The organism is Myxococcus sp. AM010, from assembly GCF_013372585.1.
Classification (GTDB): Bacteria; Myxococcota; Myxococcia; order Myxococcales; family Myxococcaceae; genus Myxococcus; species Myxococcus vastator.
The window spans coordinates 149,279-173,536 of the sequence record NZ_JABXEO010000003.1 but is presented as its reverse complement, the minus strand read 5'-3'; the positions used below and the strand labels follow the sequence as shown (position 1 = coordinate 173,536).

Sequence of the window (24,258 nt, the reverse complement as noted above, 5' to 3'; positions counted from 1 at the left end):
CGGGCCGTGCGGCACGTCAAGCGTCGTGCGCGGCGCGGCCGCCTGCCTGCTCCCAGCGAGCGCCTCAACGGACCGGTTCGAAGAACCGATCCACGCGCAGGCCCGTGCCGCCGAACAGGCCGTGCAGCAGCCCGTGGTAGCCCAGCGACAGCCACACCACCATGGCCTTGCCCTTGATGTGGCCGTAGGGGACGTACTCCGCCTTGCCGTAGCCCGTGACGCCCAGGCCGTGGCGGCTGTCCGCGCTGTTGTCCCGGTTGTCACCCACGGCGAAGACGTGCCCCGGAGGGACCTCGTAGGGGCCTTCCCGGCGCGGCATGCGCGGCAGCGTCTGCAGCGCGGCGTGCGCCACACCGGACAGGTCCTCCTCGTAGAGGGTCTCCTGCTGGTCGTACCAGCGCCCGTCGTCGGTGATGTTGTGGACGGTGAACGCGTTGGCGACGAGCTCGCGCCGCTGCGGCTGGCCGTTGATGTGGATGACGCCGTTGATGAACTCCACCACGTCGCCCGGCACGCCGACCACGCGCTTGATGTAGTCCACCGACTCGTTCACCGGGTTGTTGAAGACGATGACGTCCCCACGCTCCGGCGGCCGGACGATGACGAACGGCACGAAGTTGAGGAACGGGACGCGCACGCCGTAGATGAACTTGTTGACGAAGACCTGGTCGCCAATCTCCAGCGTGGGCAGCATGGAGCCGGAGGGGATGCGGTACGGCTCCACGATGAAGGTGCGGAACACCAGCGCCACCAGCAGCGCCTTGCCGAACCCACCCAGGAAGTCCATGGCGGACTGCTTGCGGAACGCGCCCAGGTGCTGCGCGGTCAGCGCCTCCAGTCCCTTCACCTCGGTGCGCAGCGCTTCCGCCTCACCCGCGGCGGAGGCCTGCTCCACGCGCAGCGCCTGCTCGGCGATGCGCTCCAGCACCGGCCCCGCCACCTTCGCGCTCACGCCGGGCTTGCGGAGGATGCGCTCGTTCTCCTCCAGCAGCTCGTTCGCCTCGTGGCGCACGCCGCGCAGCGCCTTCTCCCGGGGGGAGACGTTGCGCCACACCAGCAGGGCCACGAAGTAGAGGACCAGCAGCAGCCCCAGCCCCTTCATCACCGGCTGGGCCCACGCGGCGGAGGCGCGCGAGTACTCGATGAGCACCGTGTACGGCACGTACAACACCGCGAGGATGATCAGCGGCGCCCAGAGGCTGGTGAGGCGCTCGCGCCACACCAGCCCACGGTGGGCGCGAAGCATCTCCGGCGTGCGGCGGGCCGCCATCGCCTCGGAGAGCTTCGCGGGAGGGGTGGCGGAAGGCATGGCCGCGTTCATGGGCTACTGCTCCGACTTGAGGACCGCGAGGAAGGCTTCCTGCGGAATCTCCACCGTTCCGACCTGCTTCATGCGCTTCTTGCCCTCCTTCTGCTTCTCCAGGAGCTTGCGCTTGCGGCTGATGTCACCACCGTAGCACTTGGCGAGCACGTTCTTGCGCATGGCGGAGATGGTCTCACGCGAGATGATCTTCGCGCCAATCGCCGCCTGGATGGCCACCTCGTACATCTGCTTCGGGATGACCTCCTTCAGCTTCTGGCACACCTCGCGGCCACGCAGGTACGCGCGCTCGCGGTGCACGATGACGCTGAGGGCGTCCACCGGGTCCCCGTTGATGAGGATGTCCAGCCGGGCCAGGTCAGATTCAATGTAGCCGGCCAGCTCGTAGTCGAGGCTGGCGTAGCCGCGCGACACGCTCTTGAGCTTGTCGAAGAAGTCGAACACGACCTCCGCCAGCGGCATCTCGTACGTCACTTGCACGCGCTGGCCGCTGCTGCCCAGGTACTTCATGTCCTTCTGCACGCCGCGGCGCTCCTGGCACAGCTTGAGGATGGCGCCGAGGTGGTCGTTGGGGACGTGGATGTGGCAGGTGAGGATGGGCTCCTCGAACTTCTCGATGTGCTGCACCGGCGGCAGCTTGGCCGGGTTGTCCACCAGCAGCGTGTCACCCTTGCTGGTGGTGATGCGGTACACCACGCTGGGCGCGGTGGTGATGAGGTTCAGGTTGTACTCGCGCTCCAGGCGCTCCTGGACGATCTCCATGTGCAGCAGGCCCAGGTAGCCGCAGCGGAAGCCGAAGCCCAGCGCGGTGGACGACTCCGGCTCATAGGTGAACGCCGAGTCGTTGAGCACCAGCTTCGCCAGCGCGTCGCGCAGGTTCTCGTAGTCCGCAGAGTCCACCGGGAAGATGCCGGAGAACACCATGGGCTTCACTTCCTTGAAGCCAGGGAAGGGCTCGGACGTGGGACGCGCCTCCTCGGTGACGGTGTCACCGACCTTGGCGTCCTGCAGCTCCTTCACGTTGGCCACGAGCACGCCCACCTCGCCCGCGATGAGCTGCGTCACCGGGCGGGAGAACGGGCTGAACACGCCCAGCTCCTGGACCTCGAAGACCTTGTTGTTGCTGAACAGCTTGATCTTCTGCCGCAGCTTGAGCGTGCCTTCCAGCACGCGCACCAGCGTCACCACGCCCCGGTAGTTGTCGTACCAGGAGTCGAAGATGAGCGCCTTGAGCGGCGCGTCCGCGGACCCGCTTGGCGGCGGCACCGTCTTGACGACGGACTCCAGGATGTCCTGGATGCCGATGCCCTCCTTGGCGGAGCACGGCACCGCGACGGACGCATCGATGCCGATGACGTCTTCAATCTCCGAGCGGGTGCGGTCCACGTCCGCGCTCGGCAGGTCGATCTTGTTGATGACCGGGATGATTTCGAGGTTGTGGTCCAGCGCCATGTAGACGTTGGACAGCGTCTGGGCCTCCACGCCCTGCGTCGCATCCACCACCAGGAGCGCGCCTTCGCACGCGGCCAGGCTGCGGCTGACCTCGTAAGCGAAGTCGACGTGTCCTGGCGTGTCGATGAGGTTGAGGACGTACTGCTTGCCGTCCTTCGCGGTGTAGTTCATCCGCACGGACTGGGCCTTGATGGTGATGCCCCGTTCGCGCTCGATGTCCATGTTGTCGAGGAACTGGGCTTGCGCCTCGCGCTTGGTCAGGGTCCCCGTCTTGTCGAGGAGACGATCCGCCAGCGTCGACTTTCCATGGTCGATGTGGGCGATGATGCAGAAGTTGCGAATGTGCGCGTTTTCAGCCGGCATGTTCAGGGCGCTCGTCGGAAGAAGCGGGCGTGCGTAACAGGGAATCGCGCGAAAATCTACGCGCACGCGTCCGCCCGATGAGCAACCCACCCGGGGAGCTTGTTTGTTCCCCATTCATCAGCGCCCGTCCCGGGCGAACGCCCCTGGAACAAGCCCTGAGCCCCCTCCCGGCACACCCGGTCCCCGGCCCTCAGGGCCGGCCCGGGTACGCTCGCGGGAGGGAGACCCCCTCCCCCGCCTCGGATGGAAGCGGGGGCACCGGACGCCGCTCAGCCGTGGGCGCGAGCGGGCGCGCCAGCCTTCTGACGGAAGTACTCGATGGTGCGGCGCAGGCCCTCGCGCACGTCGACGCTCGGCTCCCAGCCAAGCACCTGCCTGGCGAGCGCGTGGTCGATGCAGGAGCGCAGCTGCTCCCCCGGCTTGCCGGGCGCGTGGGCGACGGAGGCGCTGGAGCCCGCCGCCTCGGCCAGCAGCGCGTAGAGGCGGTTGATGTCCGTCTCCACGCCCGTGCCGATGTTGATGGCGCCCACGTAGTCCTTTTCGAACGCCAGCCGGTTGGCGCGGGCGACGTCCGGACCGAAGACGAAGTCGCGGGTCTGCTTGCCCTCGCCGAAGATGGTGCAGCCCTGATTGGCGATGAGCCGCTGGCTGAAGATGGCCACCACGCCCGCCTCGCCGTGCGGGTTCTGCCGCGGGCCGTAGACGTTGGCGTAGCGGAGCGCCACGTAGGGCAGGCCGTACTGCGCCCGGTAGTAGCCCAGGTACAGCTCACCGGACGCCTTGGAGACGCCGTAGGGCGAGATGGGCCGCGTGGGGTGGCTCTCCGGCGCGGGGAACACGTCCTGCTCGCCGTAGATGGCGCCGCCGGTGGAGCTGAAGATGACCTTCCTCACCCCGGAGACGCGGGCGGCCTCCAGCAGGTTGAGCATGCCGCGGATGTTCACGTCCGCGTCGAAGCTCGGGTCATCCACGCTGCGGCGCACGTCCATCTGCGCCGCCAGGTGGCAGAGCACGTCGGGCTTCTCGGACTTGATGAGCTCCGACGCCTCGCGGCTGCGGATGTCGTGGACCGCCAGGCGCACGCGCGGGTCCAGGTTCTCCCGCTTGCCACCGGACAGGTCATCCAACGCGATGACCTCGTGTCCACCGCGCAGGAACTCATCGCACACATGCGAGCCAATGAAGCCCGCGCCACCTGTCACCAGGACCTTCACGCAACCTCCCACCTGCAGGGCTTGCAGCAACGACGCGCCGGCAAACTATGCCGCGGGCTTCGTGCCGGCAACCTCTCGGAACCACGCAATGGTCTCCCGAAGACCCTCTTCCAGCGGCACCTTCGGCTCCCAGCCCAGCAGCGTCCGAGCCCGGGTGATGTCCGGCTGACGCTGCTTCGGATCATCCTTGGGCAGCGGCTTCTCGATGATGGTGCCCCCCCCGCCCGCCGCCGTGCGCACCGCCTCCGCGAACTGACGGATGGTCATCTCCCGGGGGTTGCCGATGTTCACCGGGTTCGGCTCGTCCGACAGCATCAGCCGGACCAGCCCGTCCACCAGGTCCTTCACGTAACAGAACGAGCGCGTCTGGCTGCCGTCCCCGAAGACGGTGAAGTCCTCGCCCTTGAGGGCCTGGCCCACGAAGGCCGGCACCACGCGGCCGTCATTGAGGCGCATGCGCGGGCCGTAGGTGTTGAAGATGCGGACGATGCGGACCTGCACGCCCTTGGTGCGCCCGTAGGCCGCGGTGATGGCCTCCGAATAGCGCTTGGCCTCGTCGTACACGGACCGGGGGCCGATGGGGTTCACGTTGCCCCAGTAGTCCTCGCGCTGCGGATGCACCAGCGGGTCCCCGTACACCTCCGACGTGGAGGCCATCAGGAACACCGCCTGGTTCGCCTCCGCCAGCTTCAGCCCGTTCTCCGTGCCGATGGAGCCCACGCGCAGCGTCTCCAGCGGGAGCTGCGCGTAGTCGATGGGCGAGGCCGGCGAGGCCATGTTGAAGACGTAGTCCAGCGGCCCCTCCACCGGGATGCGCTCGGTGATGTCCGCCTTCACGAAGGAGAAGCCCGGCCGCCCGTTCAGCGTGCGCAGGTTCTCTTCGTTGCCGGTGATGAGGTTGTCCACGGCGATGACCCCCGCCGCGCCGTCATCCAGAAGACGCTCACACAGGTGCGACCCGACGAAGCCGGCGCCGCCCAGGACCGCTACCCGCTTGCCACGCATGCTCTTCACGTCACGCCTCTCTCTCACAGCTCGTCGAACGTCGACTGCCCCGGCAGCTGCGCCTTGTACTTCTCCAGGACCAGGTCGATGCCTTGGCGGATGTACTCGGCCACGGGCACCTTCGTCTTCTGGTTCAGCGCCTTGAGGAGCTCGTTCTGCTCCGGGGTGATGTAGATGGTGGTGCTGACTTTCTTTCGGGCCATGGCGATATGTGAAAATATATGAAATGACGTGTCGCGCGAAAGCATCTCGTGCGAATGACGTCGCCAGGCGGCCCCGGACGCTGGGAGTTCTCCATGCCACGCTACAAGCAGTTGATTTTCCTGGGCTTCATGGCCTCGGGTGCCCTGGCCGGCTGTGCCAGCAGCAAGTCGGCGGAGCAGGACGGCGCGGCCAGGGGCCGGCAGGCCGGCGAGGCCATCCGCCCGGAAGGCGCGGCCAACGAGGAGGTCACCCCGCAGGACGCCAACGGCGACGGCCGCCCGGACGTGTGGACCTACACGGTGGACGGACGGAAGGTGCGCCAGGAGCTGGACCTGAACTGGGACGGCCGCGTGGACCTGACGCGCTACTTCGACGCGAGCGGCGTCAAGGCGCGCGAGGCGCTGGACCTGGACTTCGACGGCCGCGTGGACTCCACCTACTTCTACGAGAAGGGCGTCAACACGCGCCGCGAGCGCGACACCAACGGTGACGGCCGCGTGGACAGCTTCACCTACTACGAAGGCGGCAAGCTGGTGCGCAAGGAGCGCGACACGCGCGGCGCCGGCCGCATCGACTACTGGGAGTACTGGGAGGGCGGCCAGGTGGACCGCATCGGCGAGGACCTGGACGGGGACGGCGCGGTGGACAAGTGGACCCGCAACCCGAACAACACGGCCCGCGAGTAGGCGGGCCGCCGCGGTGGACGGCGGCTACGGGTTGCTGGTGCCGGTGCGCCCGTAGGCGTCCTCGAGCCGGACCACGTCGTCCAGCTCCGGGGTGCTGACCTCGAGGATGTCGCAGTCGGTCAGCGCCACCATGCGGTGCTTGGTGAGCGGCTTGATGTGGTAGCTCTCACCGGGGTTCATCTCCTTCTCGATGAGCCCCTGGCCCTCGTCGACGACGAAGAGCAGCTTGCCGCTCTGCACGTGGATGGTCTCATCCTTGCGGTTGTGGAACTGCAGGCTGAGCTTGTGGCCCTGCTTCACGTGCAGCAGCTTGCCCACGTAGCGTTCGGTGTGAGCCCAGATGAGTTCATATCCCCAGGGCTTCTCCACCCGCTTCGTCGTCGTCATGGCGCTTTCCGTCTTCCTCGTCCCGCTCTAGTTCGTGCCGGCCACGAATGCGTCGAGCGAAGTCTCACGCTTGAAGTCTGACAGATACCGGGTGGCCGCATCCCGCGAGGCGAAGCTTCCCATGCGGACGCGGTACCACGTCCCCTTGCCAGCCACTTCGGCCGTCAGGATATAGGGGGCATAGCCCCGATCACGCAACCGGGCGGCGAAGCGGTCGGCTTCCTGCCGGTCCTGGAACGCTGAGAGTTGGAGCGTGAACGCCCCACCCTTCACGGCCTGCGCGGGCGGCGAGGCGGGCTGCGCCGGCCGCTGGGTGGCGCGGGCGATGGCCTCCTTCAAGCCGCCGCCCTCCGTGGTGGTGGTGCGCGTGGGAACGGCGGACGCCTCCACCTTGCCCGACACCGGGACCGCCTTCGCGGGGACCGGCGCCGTGGGCGCCTCGGCGACGACGACGCGCTCCGGCTCGGCCTCGGGCTCCTCTGGCGGCAGCTCCCCCGTGTCCGGGTCCGGCGTGGGCGCCAGTGACGGGCGCTGCGCGGTGGCCGGCTTCGGCTCGGGCGGCTTCGGCTTCTCCGCCGGCGGCGGGGCCTTGGCGACGGCGGGCTTGGGGGGCGGCGGCGCCACCGGCTCGGCAACGGCCTTGCGGGTCAGCTCATCCGGGAAGGTGAGCGGCTGCTCCTGCTGCACATTCTGGAGCGCCTGCGCGTTGGCATCCAACGCGGAGAGCAGGTCCGGCGCGGCCACGGCATCCGCGTTGCCCGCGAGCTTCTTGCCGACGACGACCCCCAGCACGAAGACAGCGCCCATCACGACAATGCCGGCGATGAGCAGGCTGACGATCTGCCGGTTGTCCAGCGAGACGTCGAACTTCTCCTTCATCCGGTGAGCATCACGCATGGCTTGAAAGTCCTCGGGCGCGGTCGCGACGGCCACACGAAATCCGTGTTGCGGCCTGTAGCGACGGCATGGAGGGCAAAGTACGCCCCACCCCTGGGTCGGTCAAATTCGCGGAACGACTCCAGGCCGCACCGTCAACCCGTGACGGGCACGGAGAGCGGGGGCCCCGCGGCGTGCGGCAGCGACGACAGCGCCTCGCCGGGGGGTGTGTCCGAAGCGGGGGAAGCCGCCGTGGCGGGTGGGGCATTGAGCCGCTCCCGCAGCTCCTTGCCGGCGGCGAAGGACAACGTGCGCCGCGCGGGCACCGACACGCGCTGGCCCGTCTTGGGGTTGCGGCCCGTGCGAGCCCGGCGCGCGCGGACGCAGAAGACGCCGAAGCCCCGCAGCTCGATTCGCCTTCCGGCGATCAGCGCCTGGGACATCTGCTCGAAGACGGCGTGGACGATGGCCTCTACCTCACGCCGTGGAACATGCGGTGCACGCTCCACGATGCGCTCGATGAGCTCACTGCGCGTCATGCACACCTCCCGCTGGGCGACCGCGGACTCTACCGAAGCGGGCCCCCGAAGGACAAACCGCCCTCCCCGTCCCTCACCGCAGCCGGACGTCCGCGGGGCCTTCGACTTCAATTTCACGCCCCTGCTGCGTGCGAAGGACGACCTCCGCGCCGGCGGGCACCACCAGACGCACCGTGCGGCCCAGGGGCACCTCGCCCCCTTCCAGCAGCACGGCGGAGGCCAGGTCGTCCGTCTCCGCCACGATGAAGCCGTCCTCCACGGTGGCCACCAGCCCGCCCTCGCCCAGGTTGCCTGCGTGGATGTGGGGCACGCGGGGGCGGAGTGGCGGAGGCGGCAACGGCTTGCGAGGGCCATCACGCGGCGGTTCGTCGGTGGCCTTGTTGGGCGACAGCCCGTTGGGCGTGAAGAAGGCGGCGAAGTAGCCGTTGGAGCTGTACGCGTCCTCCTGCTGGGCGCTCGCGGGCGTCACCTGCACCTGGGTGTAGCGCGCGGCGATGATGCGCAGCGGGCGCGGCGCCTCCTGGAGCGTGCCCTCGACAATGTGGCGGGACGGCAGGTTGACGCCATGGAGCTTCGCCTCGTCCGCGTCACCCACCTCCAGCGTGTCGCCCTTCTCCAGGAAGCGCAGGCCCCCGCCGAAGAACTCCAGCACCGCGGGGCCGGTCGCCTTCAGCTCGTCATGCCCCAAGAGCTGCGAGCCGACGGCGATGGGCCGCCACTGCTTGCCCTCCGCGCGCAGCACCGGCGCACCGGCGGCGAGCAGCCCCGCGACGGGTTTGTCCGAGCGCTCCTTGCAGCCAGCGGCCACGAAGACGGTGACGACCGCGATCAGACATCCCACGAGGCGCTGCGCCATGTGCCGCACCCTCCGAGGCACCGCGGGGTCAGACAATCCAACCACCGCCGAGCACGCGGTCCTGATGGTAGACCACCGCGGCCTGCCCGGGGGTGACGGCGCGCGCGGGCGCGTCCAGCTTCACGGAGACGAGCCCGTGCGGCGAGACATGCACCCGCCCCTGCGCGCCCGAGTGGCGATGCCGGATTCGGACCTCCACCGGCTGACTGGCCGGCGGCGGCCCGTTCACCCAGTGGGGTTGGAGCAGACCGAAGTTGTCGCGGCCGGTGCCCTCGGCGGGGCCCACCACCACGCGCTGCGTCTCCGGCTCCAGCCGGTGCACGTAGCGAACCTCGCCGCCGCCCAGGTTGAGCCCCTTGCGCTGGCCCACGGTGTAGCGGTGGATGCCCTGGTGGGTGCCGAGCACGTTGCCCTCGGTGTCCACGATGTCTCCGGCCGGCTGCGGCCCGGCGACCTTCTCCACGAAGCCCGCGTAGTCGCCGTCCGGCACGAAGCAGATCTCCATGCTCTCCGGCTTGTGGCTGGTGACCAGGCCGTGCCGCTCCGCGACGGCGCGGACCTCCGCCTTCGTCATGCCGCCCACGGGGAAGAGGAGGTCGCGCAGCTCGTCCTGGCCGAGCGTGAAGAGGAAGTAGCTCTGGTCCTTGGCGGCGTCGACGGCGCGGCGCAGGACGAAGCGGCCGTCCGCCTCCTCCACGCGGGCGTAGTGCCCCGTGGCCAGCCGGGCGCCGAGCGCGCGGGCGCGCTTGAGGAGGAAGTTGAACTTCACGTCCCGGTTGCAGGCGACGCAGGGGATGGGCGTGCGCCCGCCCAGGTACGACTGGACGAAGGGGTTGATGACCCGGTCCTGGAAGATCTCCTCCGCGTTGGCCACGTAGAAGGGAATCCCCAGCGTCTGGGCCACGGCCCGCGCGTCATCGATGTCGTCCGGGCTGCAGCAGCTCCCGCACGTCGCCTTGCCCTCGTAGGACCAGACGCGCAGGGTGATACCGATGACCTCGTGGCCCTGCTCCTTGAGCAGGGCGGCAGCGGCCGAGGAATCCACCCCGCCGCTCATCGCAACGACGACTCGCATGGTGCTCCTTCCTACACGCCCGCGCGTCCGGGCGCACGCGGGGAGGACGCGGGGAGCGTCCTTTCCCGACACCCGTCACGCCGCGCAGCCCGCCCGCTCAGCGAGCAGCCTGCGCGTGCCACGCCTGCAACCGCTGCCGCAGGGCGTCGGCCGTGTTCAAACCCGGCTCATCCAGGACGGACTCGACGAGGAACCGGGTGGCCTCGCCCACGATGGGAGCCGGCCCCACGCCCAGGGCGGCCATGATATCGCCTCCCGTCAGCGCCAGGTCCTTCGCCGTCAACGGAGGCTTCGCGGCGGCGAGCGCCTCCACGCGAGCGATGAGCGCCTCCACCTCCTGAAGCGCCTCCGGCTGGCGGACCCCGACCCGGGCACGAACGACCGCTGCCCACAACGGAAGCCGCGGCGGTCCCAGGCGGGCCAGGAGCCGGCGAAGCGCGGCGTCCGGCGCCCCCACCCGCGCCTCCGCCTTCGCGTGTTCAACGAGCAGCGCCACCAGGTCCGCCACCTTGTTGGGGAACTTCAGCCGCAGGCCAATGTCGCGCGCCTGGGCGCGGTCCACCAGGTCGGCCAGCAGCACCGCGACACGGACCTCCACCTCCAGCGGCGAGGCCTGCACCGCGGCCCGGGCGGACGCGGCGGCCGGGGCTTCCGCGCGCGCCAGCTCCGGCAGGAACACGTCCAAAAGCCCGGTGTCCGCGAGCAGTTGCAGGCCGCGCTCCGCACGGGGTGACAGGAGCAGCTTCACCAGCTCCTCACGCACCCGCTCCAGCGCGACCTTGCGGAAGACGCTGAGCGTGGCGGGGATGGCGTCCCGGGTCGCGGCATCGAGCGAGAAGCCGAGCACCGCGGCGAAGCGCACGGCGCGCAGGGGGCGCAGGCCGTCCTCGGAGAAGCGCTCCAGCGCGGAGCCCACGCAGCGGATGAGCTGCGCCTGGAGGTCCGACTGTCCGCCGAACGGGTCCACCAGCTCGCGGTCCAGCGGGTTGTAGGCCATCGCGTTGATGGTGAAGTCGCGCCGGGACAGGTCCTTGATGATGTCGCGCTCGAAGGCCACCGAGCTGGGCCGGCGGCCGTCGAGGTAGTCCCCCTCCGAGCGGAACGTCGTCACCTCCACGTGCGTGCCGTTCTGCAGGACGGTGACGGTGCCGTGCTGGATGCCCGTGGGGATGACCTTGCGGAAGGCGCCCTGGACTTCTTGCGGCAGCGCGCTGGTGGCCACGTCGAAGTCCTTGGGGTGGACCTGGCGCACCATGTCCCGGACGCAGCCGCCCACCAGGTAGACGGCGTGGCCCAGTTCGCGCAGCCGCGCGATGACGTCCAGCACGGGCTGGGGGATGTCGGCGTTGTGGAGGTTCGCGATCATGACGGCCGGGGCCAGGACGACATGCCCGCGGCCCCAGGGGCGTGTTGTACCGGCCAGCCTCCCGCGTTCCAAGCCCCGAGACGGGCGACACCGCTCACAACCAATTCAAAGAAAACCTTTTATCCCAAGACCAGCTTCCGGCACCGCTCCGTATGTTCGATATGGGGTCGAACAGGCCGGAAGTGGAGTCGCATGACGGAGTCGCCCAGGTGAAGCTGCCTGGGTGGAGCGCTCGGGTCCTGGGCCACGCCCACCTGGAAGGCCCCGACGGACAGCGCGTGAGGCTGGACCGCCGAGCCGCCACCCTCCTGGCCTACCTGGGCATGGAGGGCCCCGCGTCGAAGGCCGCCGTGTCGAACCTGCTATGGCCGGACTCGCCGCCCGCCGCCGTGCGCAACAACATGCGCCAGCTGCTGCGCCGGCTCCGGCTGAGCTGCGGCGGCGCGGACCTGGTGGACGGGGACTCCCAACGGCTGAGCCTGTCGCCGGACGTCGCGTTGGACCTCGCGAGGCTGAAGTGCGCCGCGGGCACGCCCCTGTCCCCTGATGTCCTCCAGGCGCTGCTGCGGGGCACGGACGTTGGCCTGCTGACGGGGGTGAGCTTCGACGACTGCGACGAGCTGTCACGGTGGCTGGACGGGGCCCGCGCCGCCGTCGAGGGCTGGGTGCGCCATGCCCGCGAGGCCGAAGTCCAACGCCGCATGGACGCGAGTGACTGGCCCGCCGCGTTGGCCCTGACCCAGGCCTGGGTGCAGCAGGAGCCGGAGTCCGAACAGGCCGGCCGTCACCTCATCCGCCTGCACTACCTCCGGGGTGACCGGGGCGCGGCGCTCGCGGCCTTCGACCGGCTTCGCAGCACGCTGTCTCACGACCTGGGCGTCGCTCCCATGCAGGAGACGCTCACCCTGGTGCGCGACATCGAAAAGGCCGCGGCGTGGACCGCGTCCCCCCACCCCACCCGAGCCCTCCTGCCCGTGAGCGTGCTGCGCCCGCCCGTCCTCGCGGGCAGACAGCACGCCCTGCGCCAGCTCCAGGAAGGCCTGGAGGCGGGGCAGCTGCTCTTCGTGGTGGGAGACGCGGGCAGCGGAAAGACACGCCTCGCCGAGGAGTTCGCGGCGTCCGTGGGGGCGTGGTTCCGGATCGAAGCCCGCCCGGGCGACCAGGAGGTGCCCTATGCCTCCCAGACGCGCGCGGTCCGGGCCCACCTGGCCCGGCGCCCCGACATCGTGATGCCGGATTGGGTCCGCACGGAGCTGTCGCGCATCGTGCCGGAGCTGGGCAATGGGAGCGCCCTGCCACCGCTCGCCTCCGAGGCCGACGAGCTGCGCTTCTACGAGGCCCACGCGGAGGCGCTGGCCCTGCTGCACGCGGGTGACCAGGTCATCGTCGTCGACGACGTCCAGTACTGGGACCAGGCCAGCGCGAAGCTGTTCATGTACGCGCTGACCCGGATGATGGAGCGGAAGTACGAAGCGCCGGCCCGCGCGCCCGTCTTCATCGACTGCTACCGCAAGGGAGAGCTCCCGCCCTACTCCGAAGCCAACGTACGCAAGCTCGTGGACACGGGGCTCGCGCGCGTCATCGAGGTGGGGCCGCTCGCGCTCGAAGAGGTCCGGCAGCTGCTCGCGGGCCTGGAGCTTCCGGGCGCGGAACCTCACGCAGAGGCGCTGACGCGCTACACGGGCGGCAACCCGCTGTACATCATGGAGACGCTGAAGCACCTCATCGAAACGGATGCCCTCCACAGGGACTGGCCGCGCAGGCTCCCACCGCCGGGCCGAGTGGGGCCGCTCATCCAACGCCGCCTGGAGCGCCTCACGCCCCTGGCCCGGCTCACGGCGCAGTTGGCGGCGCGAGCAGACCTCCACTTCCGGGCCGCATTGGCGCCCGAGGTGCTCCAGGTCAGCGTGGCGGAGCTGCACGCGGCGCTGTCCGAGCTGGAGTCCGCGCAGCTCCTCGTGGCGGAGCGCTTCACCCACGACCTGGTCCTGGAAGCGGTCCACGCCAGCGTGTCCAACTCCGCCGCTCGCTTCCTGCACGGCCGGCTGGCGCGCGCCTTCGAGCGGGACGGCGCGCCCGCCATCGTCCTGGCGCACCACTGGATGGAGGCGGGGCAGGAGGACCGCGCCCTTCCCTTCCTGCTCGCCGCCGCGCATGCGGACGAACAGTTGCTGCCCAAGGGGCAGGCAGCTGGACACTACGCCCGCGCGGCGGCGCTGCTCGAAGCCGCCGGGCGCGGCGACGAGGCCGCGAACGCTCGCGCGGCCGAGTCGCGCTGCCGCCAGACGGAAGGCGCCTCCGCGCCGGGTGCTTCCTGCGTGGAGCGCTGAGACGTCACGTCAGGGGCAGTAGGTGCAGTAGAAGAACTGGCCGTTGATGGCGTACTGCGACGTCTCGCCCACACACGTCACGGAACAGTCACTGGCCGTCGTGCACCGACCCACCTGCCCCTCCCGCTCAATGGGAAAGGACGTCCAGTAGGTGGTAACCCGGGGACGGTACAGCGTCGTGCACGCCTGCGCGGACACCTCGGCGGGCGCGGAGACAGCCTCCTGCGCGGCTTCCGGGGCGGTGGGGATTGCACCCTCTTCATTCAGGTCCACGCCCTCGCCACATGCCACCAGGAAACCAGCAGCAGCCAGGGACACCGCGACAGCCGAGATGTTTCGCACGGGCAAATCCTCTCAGTGAAGTTGCACGACACGCGCATCCTGCCGCAGTAGCCTGTTTCAGCCCAGGAAGAAGCGTGCTCCCTGGAAGTCATGCCGACCCCTCGACAGGTAGGATTTCAACATACCTGAAAGGCGCGGGCGCGGCTCGGGATTGAATGGACGTGGGCCGTGTTGACATGGGGACGCACCGCTTGGGTTATCGCCGCGTAACATCCACTCACGAGCCCTTTGACAGGCTGTCCTGGGCGGTCGGCCACAGGTGTGCTAACGCCACGGCCGTCCGCTCCGCGGTCCCCTGAAGCAGCCGGCAGCGACCACAGGCACTCATCGACATGCCAAGACCCCGTAGCCTTCGTTCCGCCCCGCCTCATCACTCCACGCGAACCACGCGCGTCCCCGCCTCATCCTTGCCGCCGCTGGAACGCGCGTTCCGCACCGTGCTGGCCGAGGAGCTCGCCGGGCAACTGTCGCCGTTGACGGACACGCTCCTGCGCATCGCGGAGAGCCTGTCTCATCCCAGCGGCCTCCGCCGCCTGCCGCGGCGTGAGCTGCCGAACGAGGCGCTGGATGTCCTGGCCTCGTCGCTCGCGACCCTCGATGCGGGGCCCGAGGAAGAAGCCGCTCCGGAAGCCCGGCCCTGCGCCGTCATCGGCTGCAAGCGGCCGGTGCGCAGCCTGGGCTACTGCGCGGCCCACTACCAGAAGCGGCGGCTCATGGTGGCATCCGGCCGCCTGCACCACGCGTGGACGGAAGACGCCGCGCCGAACAGCATTCCAGACGTCATCCTGGGGCGGAAGCGCCGCGAGTCCATGGAGGCGCTGGAGACCGCCGTCACCCCGGAGCCCGTGCGTCCCAGCGAGGGGCCTCGCGTCTGGGTCCGCAAGAAGGGCGTCAGCCCCGTGGTCCCGACGCCCAGTGGCGACAGCCAGCCGGTCCTGCAGTTGGCCCAGGCCTCGGTGATTCCGACCGCGCAGCGCTCCGAGCGCGAGCAGGTGGCGTCCATCGTCGAGCAGTGGGCCAGCGAGTTCCGGGCCAACAAGCATCGCTCGTGACGAGCCGCGCCCCGTCGAGCCCCATGGGCCAGACGGGGCGGCGCGGCCTCCGACGCATCGCAGCATCCGTGGGGGTGTCCGCCAAAGGCACCGGCCATGACGGTCGCATGACAGTGGGCGGGCATGGTTCCAGGGACTCGAATCGGCGGCAGCCGCCGCCGTGCCAGCCCTGGACCTCCGAATGGACTCCGCGACCCGCAGCAGCGCCTTCACCTCACTCTCCCGAGACGCCGAGCGGAACCTGATCGCCCGAACGCGGCCCTTCGCCGCGCAGGACCCGCGGCGAAGTTGGTGGGAAGTGGGCACCACCTTCGTGGCCCTGCTGAGCGCCATCGCGCTCGCCACCCTCCCCTCCTGGTGGCCCCTGCGTGTCGTGGGCAGCGTGGTGGAAGCGCTGGTGTTGATCCGCTCCTTCATCCTGGTCCACGACTACCTGCACGGTTCGCTGCTGTCGGGCTCGCGGCTGGGAAAGGCCCTGTTCCACACCCACGCGGTGCTGTTGCTGACGCCGCCGCGCGTCTGGAGCGAGACGCACAACCACCACCACGCGAACACGGCCCGGCTGGCGGCCTCCTCGTCGGGGACGTTCACGACGTGGACGGCGCAGCAGTGGCGTGAGGCCACGGCGCTGGAGCGGCTGGCCTACGTGGTGGAGCGACATCCGCTGGTGATGGTCTTCGCGTATCCGCTCGCGTTCTTGAGTGGGCTGTGCATCGTGCCGTTCGTGAAGCACCCGCTGCGCTACTGGAGCGCGGGCTTCGCCGTGCTCCTCCACGTGGCCATCAGCGTGGCGGTGTTCTCCTTCGGGGGCCTGGGTGTGTATCTCACGGCGATGGCGCTGCCGCTGTCCCTCGGCTACGCGCTGGGGGCGTACCTCTTCTTCTCCCAGCACAACTTCCCGGACGTCGCGCTGCGTGAGGACCAGGACTGGACGCACGCGAGCGCGGCCCTGGAGGCGTCGAGCTACCTGGCCTGTGGCCCGGTCATGGCGTGGTTCACCGGCAACATCGGCTACCACCACGTCCACCACCTCAACCCGCGCATCCCCTTCTACCGGCTGCCGGAGGCCATGGCCGCCATTCCGGAGCTCCAGAATCCCCGCACCACCACCCTGCGCCCCAGGGACGTGCTGGCCTGTCTGCGACTCAACGTCTGGGACGGGGAGCGGGGCCGCATGGTCCGGTTCCGGGACGTTCCCGCCTCGCGCTGAGGGCGCCTGGAAGGGCCCCGAGGGGGCGGCGGGTTGGAAACGGTGACGCTGGCGCGTTGCGCGCGCCGGGCCGCCTGCTATAACGCACGCCGTTGTGCATGCGCCCCGCAGTGGGGAACATGGCTGGACCTTTCTGGCGGGCCGCCTCCAGAAAGCGCAGTGACTTGAGAGCACGACCCCGTAGCTCAGTTGGATAGAGCGGCGGTTTCCTAAACCGCAGGCCACAGGTTCGATTCCTGTCGGGGTCACATCCTAACCGCCCGTCCCCACTGGGGATTCGGGCGGGGGATGGAGCAAGTGCCGCTCCCGCTGATGGCGCCGTGGCGCTGGCGTGGCGTAGCGGCAAGGCCAAAGCCAGACTCTCGCCGGGCCATGCCGTTCATCGGCCCGCTGCGACTGGCGCCCCCTCTTCCCCGCAACCCCGCCGGAGCCTCCTGCCGGCCGAGTTCACCCTGACGTTCCGCCGCCTCGATGAGGCATGCGAGAGCTGGGAGGTGGACTACGGCGCCGGCACCGTGTGCTCCAAGAGCGGCATGGCCGGCCTGCTGGCCGCCTTCACCAAGGCCCTCGGGAAAGTCCGCCGCGTCGCGGACGCTGGACGGCAGTCCCAGCCCACGGACTCCGCGCCCCGGCGGACCACGCGCACGACCGGGGGTGCACGGTGAGCGCCCCGACGAAGCACACCAAGGCCACGCTGCGCGTTGTCCGCTCGCTAGCGGACCCGGCGCGGGCCTCCGTTGGCCCCGTGCTGCACGCCGCCCTGCAGGTGGCGGACGGCGAAGGACTCTCCCTGGTGCTGGACGCCGTGGACTGCCGGAGCGTGCTGGATGCGCTCGGCCAGGGCGATGCGCCGCCGTGCGTGTGCGCCGCCCTCGGACGCGCGCGCTGCATGCCCTGCCGCGTCGCGGGCATGGAGAGGGACTTGGCCATCCTCCGGGCCTTCGAGGAGGCGCAGTGGAGCCTCCAGGAGCAGCTCGCCGGCGATGACTCCATTCCCACGGAGGTCCTCACCGGCGCGCTGACGGCACTCAACGGCCTGCTGCGCGCCTCGGAGCTGCGCCGTGAGCGCGAGCTGGCTGACAACAAGGTGAAGGCGCGGGGGCGCGCGACGAGCGCGACGGACTGACACGCGGTCCGTCGCGCCGTCCTGACCCGGCACGGCTCGGAAGCCCGGGACCCATGCAGTGCCCACCCCCAACACCTGGAGTTCGTCATGAAGCGTTTCACGCTGCTGCTGTGCAGTCTCGTCGTTGTCGGCTGCTCTTCCGCTCCGAAGACGTGGCGCCCCCATGGCTTCGCAAGTCCGCCCGGTGTTCCCAAGGACGCATGGGACATCTGTGCGAACAGCATGCTTTCTGACACCGGCCGCATCATCACCGGCCCCGCGCACGAAGCTGGCTTCCCGCAGATGAAGCCCTTCGAGCAGGACTGCGTGCGCGCTGAGTACCTGCGGGCCTGCCTGTCCGAGGCTTACCAGTTGGAGCGCGCGCAGGGGCTCAGGCTGCGCCCCAACGCCGTGAGCTGGAGCGCGGACTGGAAGGACGTCCTCGACGACGCGGTCGACAAGTACTGCGACGACGAGGGCGGCGGCACACCCGGCGCTCGCGGCCTGGTCCGCGTGCTGAACGAGAAGGCCGAAGAGAGCGGCCGCCGCTGTGTCCCCTGCACCACTCACTGACGCGCCGCCCTGCCCCGCTGGCGCAGTCGCGCCAGCGGGGCTCCTTCCACCACCACACCGGAGACTCACCGTGAAGGCACCCAACAGCCTCAAGTTCCAGGATGGGCTTCCCCCCGTCACCCTCTCCACCGACAAGGGCCCCGTGTCGGTGCCGTGCGTCTTCCGGGAGCGCGGCGTTGTCATCGCGCGCCTCGACCTCGGGGTCGGCACCGACTTCTTCAGCGTCTCGCACGAGCCCTCTGGCGACAAGTTCGCCCCGTATCTGCGCAACGGCGCCCACGCGCTCGCACTGGCGGCCGGGCTCCTCCACCTCCCCGTGGACTGGAGCCAGGACCGGGATGCAGTGCGACACCAGATTCGCGGCCTGAATGAGGAGCAGCGCGCGCTCCTCATCTGCATCGACGCCGGCCGCATCATGTTCACCGAAATGGGGAGGGCGTGATGAGCACTCCCCTGACGGAAGAGAAGTTGGAGGCCATCCGCGCGCGCCACGCCGCGGCGACGCCCGGACCGTGGGCATGGTTCGGCTATCTCTCGCGCCCCGGAGCCAGCAAGAACCTCAACCGCCTGCACCTCGCCACCGTCAATCGCGGGCGCAGGTACGTCATGGACTTCGTCCGTATGGGGATGCGGTCCGCCCAGCCGCGCTTCCAGCCCCCGGGCGGCTTCATGGTGCCTGCGTCCGACCTCGCCGAGTACGAGGTGGAGTACCGGGACGACATCAAGGGCATCGCCCATCCCGACGCGCGCTTCCTCGCCGCGTCGTGGGAGGACGTCCGAGACCTGCTCGCCCACATCACGAGCATCACTGCCCGCGAGCATTCAGCGAACGAACGCGCCGAGACATGGGAAGGCGAAGCGCGCGCGTACCACACCCGCGTGGAAGAGCTCGAAGCTGAGTGCGCATCACTCCGCGCCGCCGAGGCCCGCGTGCGGGAGCTGCTGGAGGCGGTGGGTGACTTCCTAGCCACGCTGTACGCGACGCCGCTCAATCCCTACCCGGACGAGCACGACCCTCGCGCTGCGGGCTGGGCTGACGCACTGCGAGCCGGGCGTGAGGGCGCCAACGCAATGGCGGGAGCCTTCAACGCTGCGCGGGCTGGCGTAGCACCGACGCCCACACCGGAGAGAGCGCGCCCTGCTGTGGACACCCGGCGCGTCTGCGACTGCCTTGGGTCCTGCCGTGGTGCCGAGAAACTCTCCCCCGGCTGGCGATGCGCTAGCGAGCCGCGCACGCGCGCCCGCATCGCGCCAACGCCGGTGCCCACGGTGCCGCCGATGGTGGCGCGCGACGGGAAGGACGGTGCGCGATGAGCACCGCCCTGCACCACCCCCAGCGCCCCGCGAAGCGTCCGGCCCCTGTCGGCGCGTTCGGCTCCTATGGCTGGAAGCACCTGACGCCGCGCCAGCGCGACGTGTTCCGTCGCCCGCGCACCATGGCCACCCTCCTGGAGCTGGTGCGCGAGCGGCCCCGCGGGAGTTGCATGGTGTGCTGGCGGGACATGAGCCGCATCCTCGCCGGCCGCGATGAGGCTGCCTGCGCGCGGCGCGATGGGGGCGGCTCTCCGTACTGCCAGCTCTTCGTCCGCGCCTGCATGGCTGAAGTCGCTGCGCGCTGCGAGGCCGCGAAGGCCTCCATCCTCGCCGAGGTGGAAGCGGCAGGAGGTGTCCATTGAGCGCCTTCACCAGCATCACCACACGCGGCCCGCTCGGGCATGTCGTCACCCTCCGGGCGCGCGGCGTCGAAGTGGAGGCGCATGCCCCCACCCGGCAGACGGCCGAAGAGGATGCAGCCCTCGCCCTCACGCGGGAGCTGCGCCGCCAGGACCAGGTGCAGGCCCGCGGCATCCACCGCACGCTGAGCCGGAGGCGGCCATGAGCGAGCCGCTCCGAATCGGGCTCGTCGGGTGTGGCAAGGCGAAGCTCGAGCACGCCGCCCCCGCTGGGCAGCTCTACACCGGCAGCCTCTTCCGTGGCGCCGTGGCGGTGGCCACCGCGCGGTGTGGGCCGAACGTCATGGTGCTGAGCGCCAAGCACGGGCTCGTGCCGCTGGAGGTGTGTCTTGAGCCCTACGAGTTGTCGCTGCTCCGCCTGTCGCGGGAGGAGCGCCAGCAGTGGGGTGAGCTGGTCATCAACGAGTTGGAATGGCGGTTCATCGGCGTGGAAGAGGCCGAGCTGCTCGTCTTCGCCGGGGCGCCTTACGTGGATGCGCTTCGCCCACACCTGCGCGAGGGATGGACGCTGACGGACCCGCTCGCCGGACTCCAGATTGGTGAGCGCCTGGCGTGGCTTGCCCGGGAGCGCGCCACCGTCGCCGCACAGGAAGCGGCGGGTGGTGCCCAGTGAGCGGCATGCCCCTCGGAGGCCCGTACCGCTACAGGCGCGCCGGGCGCGGGATGTTCCACCTTCCGCTCGAACGTCCCTGGACATGGGCACTCACCCACCACGGCATGTGGTCGGTGTTCGTCGCGGATGCCGAGCCCGCGCGCCAGGGGGTCCCACCCCGCCGGCATCCCCTGCACCCGCCCGCCGAGTTGATGGGCTGTTGGTTGGCCATCTACGCGACGCGGGACTACGACGCGGACGCCGTCCGCTGGCTGCGCGAGGCGCATGGGCTGGAGGCGCCCGCAGGTGACGTGCTGCCGGCCGGCGCCTACGTGGCCGTGGCCCGGTTGGCCGAAGTGTCCACGGTGGGCAACGACTCGCGGGCGTTCGGCCGCGACCCCTGGTGGGCACCGCGGACCGCCCCCTACTGCCGCGGGACCATCGCGTGGTGGCTGGAGGAGATTCAGGCACTGGAGCCGCTCCCGGCCGCGCCCGCAAAGCGCCTGTCACCAGTGGACCCGGAGTTGATGCCGGAGCTGCGCGAGCGAATGCGTCTCGCCTGTGACGGCATCTGGCGCCCAGAAGTGTACGCGGCGCCAGCACCGCTGCCCTACCCGGCCCCGAGTCGTGAGCGGCCACCTGCGCCAGCGCCGCCGCCCGCGCCCAGCAGGCCACGTGTCGTGGACGACCGCCCGGTCCCGCCGATGCTCGCCAACCCCGTCCAGTTCGGGCTCTTCAGCGGGCGCTCCGCCTCCTCGGAGGTGGCATGAAAGCCCCCTTCCCATGGTTCGGGGGCAAGTCCAGGGCAGCCCACCTGGTGTGGGAGGCATTCGGCAACGTGCCCAACTACGTCGAGCCGTTCGCCGGCAGCCTCGCGGTGTTGCTGGCCCGGCCGACCGCGCCCGGCGTCGAGACCGTGAACGACCTGGACACGTACCTCGCCAACTTCTGGCGGGCCCTGTCCGCCGCACCGGACGAGGTGGCGCACCACGCGGACTGGCCCGTCAACGAGGCGGACCTGCACGCTCGGCACCGCTGGCTGGTGGCCCAGGCCGACTTCCGCGCGCGCATGAGGCAGGACCCGGAGTACTTCGACGCGCGCATCGCCGGCTGGTGGGTGTGGGGCATCTGCCAGTGGATTGGCAGTGGCTGGTGCGCTCAGCCCTCCTGGGCTTCCCAGGACGCCGCCGGTGGCGCGAAAACGTGCGGCATCGCCACGGCCGAGTACGCGAAGCGCCCGATGCTCGACAAGCCGGGCCGGGGCGTCCACCAGCTCGGCGTGCGCGAAGGGAACTCCCTGGCCAACGCCGTGAACTGGGAAGGCAGGTCGAACGCTGGGCGGCGCGCGCGCGGCGTCCACTCACAGCGCGCGCGAGAACTCAGCGCGTCTGCGGCCTGGGAGAAGCGTCCGAGCATGGGGCGCGGCGGGCGGGGCGTGCACGGCAACTCCCTCTGGAGCCAGAAGCCGGACCTCTCTGGGAGTCGTGGTGCTGCAGGGCGGGGTGTTCACGCCAGCGGCAGGCAAGGCGGAATCCTCGGTTGGATGCAGGCACTGGCTGAGCGCCTGCGCTACGTGCGCGTCTGCTGTGGCGACTGGCAGCGCGTCACGTCCCGCAGCGTGACCGAGTGCATCGGCGTGACGGGCGTGTTCCTCGACCCGCCGTACTCCGACGCCGCCGGGCGGGACCCGTCCCTCTACGCCGAAGAGAACCTGCAGGTGGCCCACCACGTGCGCGAGTGGGCCGTGGCGAACGGGGACAACCCCCGCCTGCGCATCGCCCTGTGTGGCTACGAGGGCGAGCACGCGCTGCCCGCGAGTTGGCGCTGTGTCGCGTGGAAGGCCCCGGGCGGGTACGCGGCCGCGCGCGGGAACCATGCGAACGCGCTGCGCGAGCGCATCTGGCTCAGCCCTCACTGCTTGGCCCCAGTGGAGGACCCATTTCACGGGCTTCCGCTGGCCCGCTTCTCCGGAGGTGCCCGGTGAGCAGGCGATATTCATCGCTCCGGCTGGTCCCGGTGACGCTGGAGCAGGCACAGTCGTTCGTCGACGAGCACCACCGGCACCACGACCCTGCCGTCGGGCACCGCTGGAGTCATGGGCTCTGGGACGAGGCGCGGCAGCGCCTCTGTGGCGTGGCCATGGTGGGGCGCCCCGTAGCGCGAGGCCTCTGCAAGCGCCGCATCGTGGAGGTCAACCGCCTGGCCACGGATGGCACGCCCAACGGCTGCAGCATGCTCTATGCCGCGGCGGCCCGCGCGGCCGAGTCCAAGGGCTACTTCGCCATCGTCACGTACACGCTCGACTCCGAGTCCGGCGCAAGCCTGCGCGCCGCTGGCTGGTGGGGCGACCGCGAGGCTGTTGAGGACCGCGACTGGAACTGCCGGGCCCGTCCACGTGACACGCCACGGCTGGGCACCAAGACGCGCTGGGTGCGCTTCCTGCGCGAGTACCCCGAGGGACTCCCCCCTCCCGAGGACGCCGAAGAGCAGGTGCCTCCGCTGCTCGCGCTGATGGGAGGTGGCCGGTGAGCATGTGCATCGAGCGGATGCGCGCCACCAGCTGCGTCGCATGCGGTGCCGTCCAGCTCGGCGGCAGCATCACCGACGAAGGCCTCCTCGCCTTCCACGGGGCCACCGCCGCAGGCCTTGCCATCCGCGCGCGCTACCCCGGGCCGTGGCCCACCTGCCGCCACGGCTACGGCTGGCGCGCGGACTGCCAATGCCGCCCCGTGCCGCCGGCGTGCTGCGTCCACCCGCCCAACGTCCTGACGCCGCCCCCCATCCACACCCTGTCCGACACCCACGAGGAGCCATAGCCCATGGCCACCTGCCCTCTTCCCTGGTTCAAGTTCCGGAGCGCTGCGCCCGAGGAGTACGCGGTGCATGCCCTCTGCGCCCAACTCGGCGCCGAGGCCGACGTCTTCCTCTATCGACTCTGGGCCTACTGCGGCCGGGAGCGCGTGGACGGCCGCTTCCCCGGGCCCAGTGCTGCGCTGGCCGTGGAGCGCGCCGTGCGGTGGCGTGGACGCCGCCGGAAGCTGGTGGATGCGCTCCTCGCCGTGGGCCTGCTGGCGCTGAACGGCGAGGACCTGGTGGTGTCCTCGTGGGCCGAGGAGCAGGGCGCCCACATCGCAAAGGTGGTGCGCGACCGCGCCAAGCCTGACGGCAGGGCCCAGGCAGACGCCGAGGAGCCCTCCAAACTCCCGCGCGAATCCCTCCAAACTCCCGCGCGGGAGGACGGCGGGGAGACGGGAGAGAAGAGAAGGGAGACGAAGTCTCCAGGACGAAAGGCGGAGAAGACAACGCCGCCTGGGCGCGTCACCGAGGCCCCCCAGCCACCGCCCCTCAAGGCTCCCGCCAGCGCTCCGCGAGGGAGTTCAGCGGGAGACACCGGGGAGGAGTCCCTCCCGGACGGCGTCAACCGGGTGTGCCTGGCAGCCAAGGGCGTGCCCTACGAGTGGCGCCCTGGCCGGGATGACCCTGCCGCTCGCGAGCTGCTGTCCCGCGGGGGCGTGGCGGAAGTCCTCCGCCGCTGGGAGCACGGCCTCCGGGCCCAGTTCAAGCAGCGCTGCGACACCCTCTCCGACCTGGTGAAGCGCTGGGAAGCCAACGCCACCCCCGAGCACCGCAACGAGGCAGGGCAGGCCCCAGGAGCCGCGCGCCGGGCCGACACCGCCGTGGGGCGGGGCGAAGTCCTGGCGGCGCCGCTGCCGGACACCCCGGCGGGCCGCGCCTGGGGGCGGGTGCTGGACGTCATGCGCCGCGAGGGGTTCGGGTACGGCGCCGACACCACCGCCGCACGCGCCCAGCCGGTGAGCTTTGACGGCCGCGAGCTGCTCGTGGAGCTGGACGACATCTACGCCATGCAGGGGCTGGCCGCGGACGGCTACGAGGCCGCGTTCAGAGAGCGCGCCCACTCCCTCGGCATCACCCTCCGCTTCATCGTCGCGCAGCCCGCCCCGGCCCTCGCCTCGTAG

At 70.4% G+C, this 24,258-nt stretch carries 28 protein-coding genes and 1 tRNA gene; 17 read left to right on the top strand and 12 right to left on the bottom strand.

Translation table 11 applies throughout. The features are described 5' to 3' along the window. Window positions 1-64: 64 nt before the first annotated feature. From lepB to HV826_RS03275, 5 genes are all read right to left on the bottom strand, one after another. Window positions 65-1,321, bottom strand: coding sequence for a signal peptidase I (gene lepB / locus HV826_RS03295; RefSeq protein WP_176415542.1), 1,257 nt, complete (start codon window positions 1,319-1,321; stop codon window positions 65-67). 3 nt (window positions 1,322-1,324) lie between these two features. Beyond that, entirely contained in the window at window positions 1,325-3,136 is a 1,812-nt protein-coding gene (lepA, locus tag HV826_RS03290) for a translation elongation factor 4 (protein ID WP_176415541.1), read from the bottom strand. A 269-nt stretch (window positions 3,137-3,405) separates the two neighbouring features. Next, on the bottom strand, window positions 3,406-4,350 hold the full coding sequence (locus HV826_RS03285) for an NAD-dependent epimerase/dehydratase family protein (RefSeq protein WP_176415540.1): 945 nt from the start codon (window positions 4,348-4,350) through the stop codon (window positions 3,406-3,408). Window positions 4,351-4,395: 45 nt separating this feature from the next. After that, the gene (locus HV826_RS03280) at window positions 4,396-5,355 is read right to left on the bottom strand and encodes a UDP-glucuronic acid decarboxylase family protein (RefSeq protein WP_176415582.1); all 960 of its coding nucleotides are present in this window, start codon (window positions 5,353-5,355) and stop codon (window positions 4,396-4,398) included. A 23-nt stretch (window positions 5,356-5,378) separates the two neighbouring features. Then, the gene (locus HV826_RS03275) at window positions 5,379-5,558 is read right to left on the bottom strand and encodes a ribbon-helix-helix domain-containing protein (protein ID WP_002640579.1); all 180 of its coding nucleotides are present in this window, start codon (window positions 5,556-5,558) and stop codon (window positions 5,379-5,381) included. A 93-nt stretch (window positions 5,559-5,651) separates the two neighbouring features. On the opposite strand from HV826_RS03275, the gene HV826_RS03270 reads away from it, so the two are divergent. Next, entirely contained in the window at window positions 5,652-6,245 is a 594-nt protein-coding gene (locus HV826_RS03270) for a hypothetical protein (RefSeq protein WP_176415539.1), read from the top strand. A 24-nt stretch (window positions 6,246-6,269) separates the two neighbouring features. On the opposite strand, the gene HV826_RS03265 is transcribed toward HV826_RS03270, so the two are convergent. The 6 genes from HV826_RS03265 to HV826_RS03240 form a co-directional block, all read right to left on the bottom strand. Beyond that, window positions 6,270-6,632 (bottom strand): cupin domain-containing protein, encoded by a 363-nt coding sequence (locus tag HV826_RS03265; protein WP_011553533.1) that lies wholly within the window; start codon window positions 6,630-6,632, stop codon window positions 6,270-6,272. Window positions 6,633-6,659: 27 nt separating this feature from the next. Then, a complete protein-coding gene (locus HV826_RS03260) occupies window positions 6,660-7,529 on the bottom strand; it encodes an SPOR domain-containing protein (protein ID WP_176415538.1) in 870 nt (289 codons plus the stop codon). A 134-nt stretch (window positions 7,530-7,663) separates the two neighbouring features. Next, window positions 7,664-8,053: an integration host factor subunit beta gene (locus tag HV826_RS03255; RefSeq protein ID WP_368670828.1), complete on the bottom strand. Its 390-nt coding sequence runs from the start codon at window positions 8,051-8,053 to the stop codon at window positions 7,664-7,666. Between the two features lie 67 nt (window positions 8,054-8,120). Next, entirely contained in the window at window positions 8,121-8,903 is a 783-nt protein-coding gene (locus tag HV826_RS03250) for a hypothetical protein (RefSeq protein ID WP_176415536.1), read from the bottom strand. Window positions 8,904-8,931: 28 nt separating this feature from the next. Continuing rightward, window positions 8,932-9,978, bottom strand: coding sequence for a tRNA 2-thiouridine(34) synthase MnmA (gene mnmA, locus HV826_RS03245; protein WP_176415535.1), 1,047 nt, complete (start codon window positions 9,976-9,978; stop codon window positions 8,932-8,934). 97 nt (window positions 9,979-10,075) lie between these two features. Beyond that, on the bottom strand, window positions 10,076-11,344 hold the full coding sequence (locus tag HV826_RS03240) for a CCA tRNA nucleotidyltransferase (protein ID WP_176415534.1): 1,269 nt from the start codon (window positions 11,342-11,344) through the stop codon (window positions 10,076-10,078). Window positions 11,345-11,496: 152 nt separating this feature from the next. Between HV826_RS03240 and HV826_RS03235 the strand changes: the two genes are divergently transcribed. Further along, entirely contained in the window at window positions 11,497-13,674 is a 2,178-nt protein-coding gene (locus HV826_RS03235; RefSeq protein WP_176415533.1) for an AAA family ATPase, read from the top strand. Between the two features lie 9 nt (window positions 13,675-13,683). On the opposite strand, the gene HV826_RS03230 is transcribed toward HV826_RS03235, so the two are convergent. After that, window positions 13,684-14,016 (bottom strand): hypothetical protein, encoded by a 333-nt coding sequence (locus HV826_RS03230; RefSeq protein ID WP_176415532.1) that lies wholly within the window; start codon window positions 14,014-14,016, stop codon window positions 13,684-13,686. A 437-nt stretch (window positions 14,017-14,453) separates the two neighbouring features. Here HV826_RS03230 and HV826_RS03225 point away from each other — a divergent pair, with 437 nt between their 5' ends. The 15 genes from HV826_RS03225 (at window position 14,454) to HV826_RS03155 (ending at window position 24,258) form a co-directional block, all read left to right on the top strand. Continuing rightward, complete coding sequence (locus HV826_RS03225) at window positions 14,454-15,068, top strand: cell wall protein (protein ID WP_368670827.1); 615 nt, start codon at window positions 14,454-14,456, stop codon at window positions 15,066-15,068. Between the two features lie 181 nt (window positions 15,069-15,249). Further along, window positions 15,250-16,278, top strand: a complete 1,029-nt coding sequence (locus HV826_RS03220) for a fatty acid desaturase (protein ID WP_176415530.1) — start codon at window positions 15,250-15,252, stop codon at window positions 16,276-16,278. Window positions 16,279-16,452: 174 nt separating this feature from the next. Further along, window positions 16,453-16,526, top strand: a tRNA-Arg gene (locus tag HV826_RS03215). Window positions 16,527-16,939: 413 nt separating this feature from the next. Then, the gene (locus tag HV826_RS03210; RefSeq protein ID WP_176415529.1) at window positions 16,940-17,404 is read left to right on the top strand and encodes a hypothetical protein; all 465 of its coding nucleotides are present in this window, start codon (window positions 16,940-16,942) and stop codon (window positions 17,402-17,404) included. 87 nt (window positions 17,405-17,491) lie between these two features. Then, the gene (locus HV826_RS03205; RefSeq protein WP_176415528.1) at window positions 17,492-17,956 is read left to right on the top strand and encodes a hypothetical protein; all 465 of its coding nucleotides are present in this window, start codon (window positions 17,492-17,494) and stop codon (window positions 17,954-17,956) included. 70 nt (window positions 17,957-18,026) lie between these two features. After that, complete coding sequence (locus tag HV826_RS03200) at window positions 18,027-18,398, top strand: hypothetical protein (RefSeq protein ID WP_176415527.1); 372 nt, start codon at window positions 18,027-18,029, stop codon at window positions 18,396-18,398. Then, window positions 18,398-19,270, top strand: coding sequence for a hypothetical protein (locus HV826_RS03195; protein ID WP_176415526.1), 873 nt, complete (start codon window positions 18,398-18,400; stop codon window positions 19,268-19,270). Before HV826_RS03200 ends, HV826_RS03195 begins: the two co-directional genes overlap by 1 nt. Continuing rightward, entirely contained in the window at window positions 19,267-19,632 is a 366-nt protein-coding gene (locus tag HV826_RS03190) for a hypothetical protein (RefSeq protein WP_176415525.1), read from the top strand. Before HV826_RS03195 ends, HV826_RS03190 begins: the two co-directional genes overlap by 4 nt. Then, window positions 19,629-19,835: a hypothetical protein gene (locus HV826_RS03185; protein ID WP_176415524.1), complete on the top strand. Its 207-nt coding sequence runs from the start codon at window positions 19,629-19,631 to the stop codon at window positions 19,833-19,835. The genes HV826_RS03190 and HV826_RS03185 overlap by 4 nt, the downstream gene beginning before the upstream one ends. After that, a complete protein-coding gene (locus HV826_RS03180; protein WP_176415523.1) occupies window positions 19,832-20,302 on the top strand; it encodes a DUF6884 domain-containing protein in 471 nt (156 codons plus the stop codon). The genes HV826_RS03185 and HV826_RS03180 overlap by 4 nt, the downstream gene beginning before the upstream one ends. A 50-nt stretch (window positions 20,303-20,352) precedes the next feature. Further along, window positions 20,353-21,051, top strand: coding sequence for a hypothetical protein (locus tag HV826_RS03175; protein ID WP_255217019.1), 699 nt, complete (start codon window positions 20,353-20,355; stop codon window positions 21,049-21,051). Then, complete coding sequence (locus tag HV826_RS03170) at window positions 21,048-22,265, top strand: DNA adenine methylase (protein ID WP_176415521.1); 1,218 nt, start codon at window positions 21,048-21,050, stop codon at window positions 22,263-22,265. The genes HV826_RS03175 and HV826_RS03170 overlap by 4 nt, the downstream gene beginning before the upstream one ends. After that, window positions 22,262-22,810, top strand: coding sequence for an XF1762 family protein (locus tag HV826_RS03165; protein ID WP_176415520.1), 549 nt, complete (start codon window positions 22,262-22,264; stop codon window positions 22,808-22,810). The genes HV826_RS03170 and HV826_RS03165 overlap by 4 nt, the downstream gene beginning before the upstream one ends. Before the next feature lie 2 nt (window positions 22,811-22,812). Further along, window positions 22,813-23,097, top strand: a complete 285-nt coding sequence (locus tag HV826_RS03160) for a hypothetical protein (RefSeq protein WP_217918483.1) — start codon at window positions 22,813-22,815, stop codon at window positions 23,095-23,097. Between the two features lie 3 nt (window positions 23,098-23,100). Then, entirely contained in the window at window positions 23,101-24,258 is a 1,158-nt protein-coding gene (locus HV826_RS03155; protein ID WP_176415518.1) for a hypothetical protein, read from the top strand.